The organism is Cupriavidus sp. H19C3 (assembly GCF_049393815.1).
GTDB lineage: Bacteria > Pseudomonadota > Gammaproteobacteria > Burkholderiales > Burkholderiaceae > Cupriavidus.
In genome coordinates this window covers 540310-551964 of record NZ_CP184985.1, presented here as the reverse complement: position 1 = coordinate 551964, position 11655 = coordinate 540310, and the positions used below count along the sequence as shown (strand labels likewise).

Sequence of the window (11655 nt, the reverse complement as noted above, 5' to 3'; positions counted from 1 at the left end):
ATCGCCTCCATGCCGGCCGGGCAGACGTCCCGCCAGCGGGGAGATGCGCACCGCGACGGCAACAAAAAAGCCCGTGTGCGGCGCATGCACTGGTGCATGCCTCGAACACGGGCCATCCCGGACACCCGCGCGATCTTCCGCGGGGTTGTCCGGATACAACGGTTTTACGAGCTGACCGCTACGTCGGCAAGCCTTGCATCGACGCTCAGGCCTTCACGGCTTCCAGCGCCGCGTTGAAGGTCTTGCTCGGGCGCATCACGCTTTCCAGCTTGGCGAAGTCGGGGCGGTAGTAACCGCCGATATCGACCGGCTTGCCCTGCACGTCCGACAGTTCGCCGACGATAGTCTTCTCGTTGTCGGTGAGCTTCTGCGCCAGCGGCTTGAAGGTCTCGGCCAGCGCCGCGTCCTCGGTCTGCGTGGCCAGTTCCTGGGCCCAGTACATGGCCAGGTAAAACTGGCTGCCACGGTTGTCCAGCTGACCGGTCTTCGGCGACGGGCTCTTGTTGTTGTCGAGCAGCTTGCCGGTGGCGGCATCCAGCGTCCTGGCCAGCAGCTTCGCCTTGTCGTTGCCAGTCTTGATGCCCAGTTCCTCGAGCGAGACCGCCAGCGCCAGGAACTCGCCCAGCGAATCCCAGCGCAGATGGTTTTCTTCCACCAGCTGCTGCACGTGCTTCGGAGCCGAACCACCCGCGCCGGTTTCGTACATGCCGCCACCCGCCATCAGCGGCACGATCGACAGCATCTTGGCGCTGGTGCCCAGTTCCATGATCGGGAACAGGTCGGTCAGGTAGTCGCGCAGGATGTTGCCGGTGGCCGAGATGGTGTCCAGGCCGCGAATCACGCGCTCCAGCGTGTAGCGCATGGCGCGAACCTGCGACATGATCTGGATGTCGAGGCCCTTGGTGTCGTGATCCTTCAGGTAGGTTTCCACCTTCTTGATCAGCTCGGCCTCGTGCGGACGATACGGGTCGAGCCAGAACACCACCGGCATGCCCGAATTGCGCGCGCGCGTGACGGCCAGCTTGACCCAGTCGCGGATCGGCGCATCCTTGACCTGGCACATGCGCCAGATGTCGCCCGCTTCCACGTTCTGCGTCAGCAGCACTTCACCGGTGGCGATGTCGACGATGCGTGCCTCGCCGGCTTCCGCCACTTCAAAGGTCTTGTCGTGCGAACCGTATTCTTCGGCCTGCTGGGCCATCAGACCGACGTTCGGCACCGTGCCCATCGTGACCGGATCGAACGCGCCGTTGGTCTTGCAGAAGTTGATCACTTCCTGGTAGATCCGCGCGAAGGTGCTCTCGGGGATCACGGCCTTGGTGTCCTTGGGACGGCCGTCGGCACCCCACATCTTGCCGCCGATACGGATCATGGCCGGCATCGAGGCGTCGACGATCACGTCGTTGGGCGCGTGCAGGTTGGAGATGCCCTTGGCCGAATCGACCATCGCCAGTTCCGGACGATGTTCGTGGCAGGCGTGCATGTCGCGGATGATTTCCTCGCGCTTGGACTCCGGCAGCGATTCGATCTTGGCGTACAGGTCCACCAGGCCGTTGTTCACGTTGACGCCGAGTTCATCGAACAGCGCGCCGTGCTTGGCAAACGCTTCCTTGTAGAAGATACGGACGGCGTGGCCAAACACGATCGGGTGCGACACCTTCATCATGGTCGCCTTGACGTGCAGCGAGAACATGACGCCGGTCTCGCGCGCATCTTCCATCTGCTCTTCGTAGAACTCGCACAGCGCCTTCTTGCTCATGAACATGCTGTCGATGATCTCGCCTTCGAGCAGCGAAACCTTCGGCTTGAGCACCAGCGTCTTGCCGCTCCTGGTGACCAGTTCCATCTTGACGTCGCGCGCGCGATCCAGCGTCATCGACTTCTCGCCGTGGTAGAAGTCGCCGTGCTTCATGTGCGCCACGTGCGTACGCGAGGCCATGCTCCACTTGCCCATCGTATGCGGGTGCTTGCGGGCGAAGTTCTTGACGGCGGCCGGCGCGCGGCGGTCCGAGTTGCCCTCGCGCAGGACCGGGTTCACGGCGCTGCCGATCACCTTGGAGTAGCGCTGGCGAATCGCCTTTTCTTCGTCGGTCTTCGGGTCTTCGGGGAAATCGGGAATCTTGTAGCCCTTGGACTGCAGTTCCTTGATGGCGCTGGTCAGCTGGAACACCGACGCGCTGATGTTCGGCAGCTTGATGATGTTGGTGTCCGGCATCAGCGTCAGGCGGCCCAGCTCGGCGAGGTTGTCCGGCTCGCGCTGTTCCTCGGTCAGATATTCGGGGAATGCGCCCAGGATACGGCCCGCCACCGAGATGTCGCTGGTCTCGACGTTCACGCCGGCCGGTGCCGTGAAGGTGCGGATGATCGGCAGAAAGGCGCTGGTCGCCAGCAGCGGGGCCTCGTCGGTCAGGGTATAGATGATGGTGGGCTGCTGGGTACTCATTGCATGTCTCGCGATAAATATCAGGTTGGGAAAGCGTCGCCAGACATGGGGCACAGCGGTCACACACCGGCGGCAAACCGCAATTTTGCCTGATTTTGCTGTCGGCGGCATTACTGTGGACGAACCGGCACTGCCGTCACGGCGATTTTCCGGCGCCCGAGCCGGCCTTTCCGGCGCGCAAAATCGGGCCTTTGGCCGGGGGCGAAGGGCCCCTCAGGCCCCGCCGGCGCCTTTCAAGCCCCCTCCAAGCCCTTCCACGCCTTCCAAGCCCCTCCACCCCTAGCGCCCTTCAACCGCCTTCAACCGCCTTCAACCGCCTTCAACCGCCCTTCAAGCGCCACTCGAGCAGCCCTGCGGCACACACCACGCCGCTAGCGGCGCCTACTCCGATGCCGGCCTCCGCGGCCGAGCCGCTTCCTGAGACCCGACAGGGACTCGCTCATGGGGCCCACCACATTACCCTTGACCGCAATATCGCGATCAAGCGCGCCCAGCCGGTGCCGGATATCGGCGCACATCGCGGCCGAGCCGCATTCGGTCAGGCTCACCTGGCGCAGCGCGGCGTCGCGCTGACGCCCCATCAGCTTGCCAAGCCATTCCACCAACCGGCCTGGCACGTCGAGCGCACGGGCGTCGCGGTGACGGCCCGCATGTTCGACGACCGCGATCTTGCCGGGTCCGGCCAGCGCACCGACCTCGGCCATGTCGTCAAGCGGCCAGCCCTCGGGCGAAAACCGGACGATGCGCGCGTCCGGATGGGCGGCCGCAAGGCGCTCCGCGGCGCGCCGCGTACTGGCGTCGTTGCCGACCTGCAGGACCAGCCGCCATGCGGTCGCCGGGCGCCGCTGCGCCAGACGACCCTTCCAGTGGTCGATGACCGCCCGCATCCTGCCCCCGGCGTCGGGGTGGCGGTCCTGGCCGGCCGCGCCGGCCATGGCAACCGGTACCTGCGCGGCTGGCACCAGGGCGCCCGCGGCAACGGCCGGTGGCGCGCCCGACGGCGCCGGCAGGCCCGCCTGCATCGCGCTACCCGGCGCCGCCCGCGGGTCGGTACGAACCCGGACCGTGGGTCTGACGAGCGCGGCCAGGCTATCCGCGACGTGCTGGTTGACCTCGTCATTGCCATCGCGCATATGCACTCTCACTTCCTTGACATCGCGCCCGGCGATGCCCGCCTTGTCGAGAAATCCGGCGATGCGTGCCTCGAGCCGGGCCGCGAGCCGGGCCGGCCCCGCGTCCGCCAGACTCGCCTTGACGCGGATCACGCCGGCCATGGGGTCGAACCAGATCTCGCTGTCCGCGCCTGTCGGTGTCCGCGGCGACGCGGGTCCCGGGACCCCTGCCGGCGGCGACTCGTGCGGCGCGGCTTGGGCGCCCACGCGCCGGCCATAGAGCGGCGGCGTATGCCGCTTTGCCTGGGCCTGGCCGCCCTGGCCGCCCTGGCCGCCCTGGCCGCCCTGGCCGCCCTGGCCGCCCTGGCCGCCTTGGCCGCCTTCGACGCCTTCGACGCCTTCGACGCCTTCGACGCCTTCGACGCCTTCGACGCCTTCGACGCCTTCGACGCCCACGGCTCCTTCGGCACCGTGGGCTTGCCCAGGCAGCGGCGAATGCGGCAGCGCGGCCGGATCGTCCCGCATCACCGCCCGCTTGTGTCCCGATGCGTCAACCTGGATCGGCCCGACTTCGGCCGTCACGACGGTATCGATGCCGGCACCGGCCAGCGCGTGCGCCACGGACGCGCGCATGCAATCGGTGTCGCATCCGGCCAGGTTGAGCTTGCCCAACGCCGCGTCCGGCTGATCGCGCATGACCGCGCGGACCACCGTGGCGATCATCGCCTCGCTGGCACCGTCGAGGGTCTGGCGCCGGCGATCGCCGTGCCCGAGCCAGATCATCTTCACCTTGCCGCGTAACGATGCGGGCGCCAACGGGTTACGCACCGTCCCATCCGGGCGCACGTACAGCACATGCGCACCGGCATGCTTGCGCTGAAGATTTGCCAGCGATTGCCGCACCGCGGAGCTGCCCGCGCTGGAGACCAGGACGATCGCGTCATATCCGGTGTCCGCCGCGGCCGCTGGCGGCAAGCGCCGACCCGCATCGCGCCGCGCATCCGGAGGTGCCGGCGAGGGATCAGGACCATCGGGACCATCGGCACCATCGGTACCATCGGCACTGCTCAGGGACTCGACCTCCGTGTCGTTCGACTTGACCTCGGCATCGGATCCGTCGTCGTCGAGCGCGACATGCCAGTGCGCGAGACGCGGATCCGCCGCCGCGCCCGGGGCGCGGCCGGATCGCCGCGCTTCCGGTCCCTCCGTGCCGCGCACGGGCTCTGCCCGCGATGAAGACGAGCCGCGCACCCATGACCTGAGCCGCGTCGCCAGCGAGGGCTTGCCCGCCTTGGCCTCCTTGGCCTCCTTGGCCGGCTTGGCCGGCTTGCCGGACTTGGCAGCCTGGCCCGAACCGGCACGCGCGGCGTGGCCGGCCAGGGTGGCGGCATCCGGCAAAGCGCGCGCCGGTTCCACTGGCGTCGCGGCCGCTACCGTGGTCGTCGCCGCCGGGGTCGTTGTCGCTGGGGTGGTCGTCGCTGGGGTGGTCGTCGCTGCCCGCGCCCCATCCGCCGTCGAGCGGCCCGCCGATCCGGACCATTTTCCATGCAGCACGCCCTCGCTGCCGTACGCGGCGGGCTGTTTGCGGCCTTGCGGATCGACCGCCAGCGCGCCGTCGTGCCCGCTGACCGCGATCTCCGGTAACGATGTCCCGGCCTTCCATCGCGCCAGGCCGCGACTGACATCGCGCACCATGCAACGGCTGTCGCAACCCGCCAGGCTGACCTTGCTCAACGCAAAGCCGGCCCCCTCCCGGTGCATGCCGCGGAAATGCGTATCCAGCAGGTGCACCAGCGCGCTGGCGGACCGATTGCCGAGCAGCGCGTCGCCCCCCGGCTCGCCAGGCTTGGTGCCATGCCCGACCATGGTGACCTTGGTACGCCCGCCTTCGAGCTTGAGGCTGAACGCGGTCGGAAACGTACCATTGCCGTTCGGCTCGACCAGCAGCGCATGAGGATGCTTGCCCACCAGCGCACGCGCCGCCCGCATGACGGCTTCGTTGCGCTCCAGCGCGTACACGACCCGGTTGGCGTAATTGGGATGACCGCCCGCCAGGGCCTGCCGGGTCACCGCCTGCCGCGCCGCATCCCATGTCAGCAGCAGATGGTCCATCGACGCCACGGTGCGGTCGTTTGGATGGTCCACCTCCGTCAGCACGACAAACTTGACGTCGTCGCGCTGCGCGATCGACGCGACCCGGAAGGTCGTATTCCGCCGATGCATTACCGCGATCTCGTCGACGTATCCCATGTTCGCTACCTCGCGCCCGTTGCCATCGGGACCCGCCGCGCCGTAATGGAGACGGTAGCGGGGAAACGGCTTGCCGCGCCGCCCGTCCACGATCAGCACGACGGGCTCCTCGCCGGCCCATGGCGACGGATCCTGTCCGAGCAGCGTGGTCGGCAGATAGTCGTCCCTTGCCTCTTCCATCGACGCCGTCGTCAGCAGCATGCGGTCCGTGCGCACCAGATCGCCTTCCGCGACGGCGGGCGCGCCGGCACCTTCGGCGCCGTCGCCCACCGCGAAGAAGCCCGGTAGCGTAAAGGTGCGTCGGTACGTCACACCGCGATAGTCCGGCAGCCGTGCCAGCAGATCGTCGACGGGCGGATCGTCGAGCACCGCGCCCTCCGGGGTCTCCGTCCTCTCGCGGCGCAGCCTCTGGTAAGCCGTCCTGAGGCGATGCCGCTCGGCGTTGTCGAGTGGCTCAGGCAGCAAGGCGGTCAGGTCGAGAATGCGCGCCGCCGCCGCACGATCCTGCCCGGCACCGCGCTCGAAGTTCCAGTCGAGCCACTGCGACAACGTCTCGTGCATCAATCCCTCGGCGCGGGACGGCGCCGCGTCCGCCGCGTCCGCCGGGTCCGCCGCGTGCGCCCCCGGTGCTCCGGTGTCGGCGGGCAAGGCACGGAGGTCCGTGTGCGTGGTGGCAACCTTGTGCCCTGCCGCGTCGACGCGGACGGCGCCCGTTTCGCCCGTGACCTGCGTATCGATGTGCCATGCCCGCAGTGCCCGCGCCATATCGCGGCGCATGCAGGCGCTATCGCAACCCACCATGCTCAGCTTGCCGAGCCTCGCTTGCGGACTCCGGCGCATCAGCATCGCCACCATATCGGCAAGCGCACGCGGGGTCATGCCGCCGAGCCGCTTGCCGTCGGCGTCGCCATGGCCGACGATATGAAACTTGACGTCGCCGCTCAGCGCAGCGGGCGCCAACGCGTCGAGCAGTTCGCCATCCGGCCCCACGCGCACGTGCCGGCTTCCAGCGTGCTTGGCCGCCAGGCGTTGCGCGGCTTCGCCGGTGGCCTGGTCTTCGCCGCGCTGCAGAACGACATGACTGCGCTCGCCCTCCGCCTTGGGCCCGAGATGCTCCGGCGCCGTCCCGCGCGCGAGGGCAGGCACCATGTGGACCATGCCGAGCATGTAGTGCAATGGGTCGAAACTGTCGCGCCGCCCCTCGCGGCTCGTCTCGGGCCGGGGCTGTCGCTGATGCAAGCGGCCGGCCGCCCTGCGCATCACCAGCGGTGCCGCCATGTTCACGCCTTCCAGCACCATATCGCGGCCGGACCACAGCGCAATACCCTCGCCCGCCTCGATGGCGGGCGTGACTTCGCGCCAGTGCGCATGCGCACGGTCGCCCACGTAGCTGGCGCCGGTACCCAGGCCGAATACCTTGTGCAAGACCCAGCCATACAGGTTGCCGACCTCCTTGTGCCGCAGCCGGAAGTCGTTTTCCATGACGCCGCGCAACGCCAGGTTAGCCGCCGCATGCACCGTGACGTCGCGTCCGGCTGCAAGGTGGGTGCCCGCCAGTCGCAGGCCCTTGCGCGCCGCCACCTCGATCGACCCGTGCCCCCCCGCCCGCACCTGCCCCACCAGCGCCTTGCGGCTGCCCGCGACCTCGTCGGCGTCGTTGAAGCCGCCCGCCGGAATGACGAACCACATCACGCCGCCTTGCCTGACGTGATGGTGGCTGGACATGTGGCTCGATGACATGAGCGCGCCGAAGTCCAGGTTGCCCCCCGCGTCGATCACGACGCCTTCCTCCCCTTTCAGCGTGGTACCGTCCAGCCGCATGTCGGTGCCGCTGCCGAGGCGCAGCCGCTTGCCCGCATGTACGGCGCCGGCCAGTGCGATCTCATCCACGCGATGCGTCGCCACGTCCGTATCGACCAGTTGCGCGCCGATCTCGGCCGACACCAGGTTGGCAAGCAGACTGCCATCGCTGTCGCGCAGCCCGGTCGCGCGTTCGGACCGCTCGCGCACGGCGCCAAAGTGCAGCGCGCCGCCTTCGATCCATGCATGTCCGCCGGCGCGGACCGAGGTCCCCTCCAGGCGCATGCCCTCGCGCGCCACACTGATCAGGTCGCCGCCGGCCTCCAGCGCGGGAAGCAGGTATCGCGCGCGATGCGCGTCGTGGCGCGCCGCCGTCCGATGGACGCCGAGCACGATGCCGGCCCCCGCGCCGATTCCCAGCAGGCGACTCCAGCCCTGCCCCGGGGCAAACGTACCGGGCATGCCGGCGGAGGCCGCGGCGTAGGCGCCCGCGCGCAAGGCGTCGCGCTCGTCCTGCACGGCGCGATGGCCGGCCTGGCGCGCCGCTTCGCTGGTCATGACCCGCGCGGACTGCCGGAGGTCGCCGCCCGCCCACAGCAGGCTGCCCACGTCGTGCATGCGATCCCGCGCATGCCGCCCCAGATGCCCCTGGGCCATGATTCGCGATATCGACGCCGACGTTGCGGTGTCCGCCTCCGTGGTCTGCGCCAGGCCTGCCTTCGCCCCGGCTTCGCCATAACTCCAGTCTTCCGGCAGGCCGGCCGGGAGCGTGTCGTCCTGCTGCCCGCCCAGGCCGCCCTGCGCGCCTGCGTTGGCATCGAAGTAGGTGGCCAATCCACCGCCCCGCGAGACCGCCCGTGCCACCTTCGTATCCTCGATCGCGAGTGTTGCCATGTTGCGCGCCTGGATGCGCATGTCACCGGCCGCAAGCAGTGACGAGCCCTTCAGCAGCAACGTATTGCCGGCCTCGATCGCCAGCGCGTGACCTGCCGCCACGGTAGTGCCGCGGTAGTGCACGGCGTGCTCCGCGCCCCCCGCGCCTGGCGCACCGGCGTTGTCGCGCCAGCGTGCGATGTCGTAGGCACCGTTGGCATAGGCCTGCGCGCTGCCGCTCAGGCCCCACCAGTCGCGGCAATCGTGCCGCAAACACGCCAGGCCCTGCGCGTCCGCACCTTCGGCATGCGTGCCGCGCGGCCCCGGCGTAGTCGCATCGGCCGGCACACCGTCTGCGTGTGCGCTCTGCCGCGCGGCGGTCAACGCCACGTCGTGCGCGCGCATCGTCACCGCGTGCTGCGCGCGCACGTCGCCGCCATGTACCACGATGTCTTCGTCGGCGCGCATGGCAAGCCGTCCGCCGAACGACAGGCGCGCCGGGCGCGCGCGCGCTACGTGGCCATCGTCGGTGCTGTCGAGCCGACGGGCCGGCAGAACATGGATGCGCCGCCCGTCCATGCGGCCACGCCCGGCGCCCTGCAACGTCGCCCCCGACACCATCAGCGCGCCGGCCGCGTGAAGGTCGAGGTTACCCGTCACGCGCATCGTCGACCCGAGGCTTCGGATCGACAGCCGCTCGCTGGCGCGCGGCGGCCCGGCAGACAGCAAGCCGAAGTCGCGCGTGAGCTGCCGCGTCTCCACCCGATGCTCGCGCGGCACCAGGCGCAGCACACCTTCCGCGCGCAGGGCGGCATCCCCTTGCACCAGCGCGTGCGTGCCCGCCACCGTCAGGTCCGTGCCGGCCTTGACGTGCAGATCGCCACCGCTGATCAGGCGGCTACCGATCTGGCTGCGCAGCGCGCGCGTGGTGGTGGTGACCGTCCTGCGCGCGGCGTCGCCGGCGAAAGCCGTGGGCAACGCCTCCACCTGCTCCGCCTGCGCGGTGTCGAAGTGCGCCGCCTTGCCCGCCTCGATGTGCATGCCTGACTTGCCGATCAGGTCCGCACCCAGGTTGACGACATCGTCCGCCGCGTGGATCGTCAGCACGGTGCTGGCGGCGATGCGTCCGCGTGCACCGAACGTTGGCAGCCGGATGGCATCGCTGCCATCGCTGGACACCTGCGTCAGGTTGCTGACGCTGGCCTCGCTGGACAGCGCGAGGCGCGCGCCCGTCATCTCGCCCGACAGATTGCTGATGCCTTCCCGGCTCGTCACCTGCAGCGCGCCACGCGCCTCGATGCGCGCATCGGCGTTCACCAGCCCGCTGAGCGCGAGCGTGCCGTCCGTGGTCTCGATCGCCGCCGCGCCCGCGCGTGCGCCATCGTTGACCAGGTGCATACCGTCGATCTGCAACGTTTGCGCGCGAATCGTGGCCGTCCTCACGGCCGCGAACTCCGCCCGATAGGCCTGTCGCGCGCCGTCATACCGGCAACCGGCGTCGTAGGCCCCACCGTCGGCGCGATGACAGTAACTGAAGCCATATACGCTCACGCCGCCCAGCGGGCCCGCTTCCTTGCGTGTATCGGTATGCAGCGACGTATAGCGCCGCGTCTCGCGCGCCAGCCCGGCATTGACCAGACGCGCGCTGCCGGTACCGGCGCGGCCCTGCAGTTGCACGTGCGCGGCCGAGAGCGTGCCGCCGAGGTTGAGCGCCGACTGGAACCTCAGATGCAGCGTTCCGCCGGCCTCCAGCACCGGCTCGCGCGCGTCGTCGGCGGCGGGCCCGTGCGTCTCGGTCCACGTGGTCCGATAGTCCTGGAAGTCATCGCGGTTACCGCCATTGCCGTTATCGTGATAGCCGGCGCCGTCCGGCCGCATCACGGGCGTGGTGCGTGTGGTTTGCGTAGTGCCTGTGGTTTGCGTAGCCTGGTTGGCACGCGCAGCGCGGGCTGCCGCATGGACCGCCGTGCCGGGACCTGCGGCGGCCACCCCGGCGTGGTGCCTCGCGCCATCCCGCGCGTTGTTGCCTGCGTTGTTACCTGCGTTGTTGCCTGCGTTGTTGCCTGCGTTGTTGCCTGCGTTGTTGCCTGCGCTGTTACCCGCCCTGTTACCTGCGTCGTTCCCTACGTAAGGCGCCGCGTAACCCGTCCCGCCGCCCACCACGTTACGCACTGTCACCGCATCGACCGACAGCGCCTGCCCACCACGCACGCGGCCGTGGTTGATCAGCGCCGTCGCCTCGATCGATACGGTCCCGTCGCTGACGATATCGCCAGTGTTGGTCACGATCGCATCGCCACGCACGGACACCGCCTGCCGTGCGCGCAGCGGGCCGTCGATACGTACGGTGGGGGCGGTGGCGACGGTGGGGACGGTGGCAGGGACGCGATGCACGCCCACGCCCTGCGCGGAAGCCACCAGATGAATGCGGTCGGCATGCACACCGCCCAGCCGTACGCTGTCCAGACGCGCGCCGCTGCCCTCCGCTTGCGCCGCGCGGCTGGCATCATCGCTGGCAGCCACGCGGATGACACGGCCACGCAGCACCACCTCGAGCGCCGCCGCGTCGAGTCCCTTGCCGCCGATGACGACCTCGCCATCCCCGTAGGCGAAGTCGCGCAGACCGCCCGCGTCGACTTGCGGCACCCCGCTTGCCAGCGTGACCCGATCCGTATTCACGAAGCCGCAGCCATTGCAGAGGATGCCGTGCGGGTTGGCCACCACCAGGTCGGCTCGCGCCCCGACCACCTCCGCCTTGCCTTGCAGCAGACTGCGATGACTGCCAACCACCTCGTTGAGAATCACGCTGGCGGCGGTCTCCAGCGCGGGATTGCCGCTTACCATGAGAGGCGCCAGCCGCGCCGGTTGTGGGCTGCCGCCGCTGACCCCATTGTTCAGCACCAGTCCCGCGGCGCCGACATCGAATCGGTCATAGCGATTGTGGGATACCCCTGCGGCGCCCGGCGCCGCGATGTCGACCACCGTCACGCCACCCGGGGCCAGATAGGCCGTGGTCCGCGCGTCGGCGACGACGACCGACGGCGCCTGTGCCTGTGCCTGTGCCTGCGCCTGTGCCTGTGCCTGTGCCTGCGGCAAGGCCAGCCACGCCGTGGCAACGCTCGATAAGGCCTGCAAGACGCGCTTCACCGATGCCTCCCGATTCCGACGCCCATCCGG

Annotated in this window: 2 protein-coding genes; both read right to left on the bottom strand. The window is 69.4% G+C overall.

Going from position 1 to position 11655, the window contains the following annotated elements:
- Nucleotides 1-205: 205 nt before the first annotated feature.
- Nucleotides 206-2443, bottom strand: a complete 2238-nt coding sequence (locus DFLDMN_RS02495; RefSeq protein WP_423196952.1) for an NADP-dependent isocitrate dehydrogenase — start codon at nucleotides 2441-2443, stop codon at nucleotides 206-208.
- A gap of 371 nt (nucleotides 2444-2814) precedes the next feature.
- Nucleotides 2815-11625 carry a C80 family cysteine peptidase gene (locus tag DFLDMN_RS02490; protein ID WP_423196951.1) on the bottom strand — a complete coding sequence of 2937 codons (8811 nt, stop codon included), beginning with the start codon at nucleotides 11623-11625 and terminating at the stop codon, nucleotides 2815-2817.
- Nucleotides 11626-11655: the final 30 nt, after the last annotated feature.

Coding starts and splice junctions, on each gene's coding strand:
- DFLDMN_RS02495 (WP_423196952.1), bottom strand. CDS start 2,443: ATGAGTACCCAGCAGCCCACCATCATCTATACCCTGACCGACGAGGCC.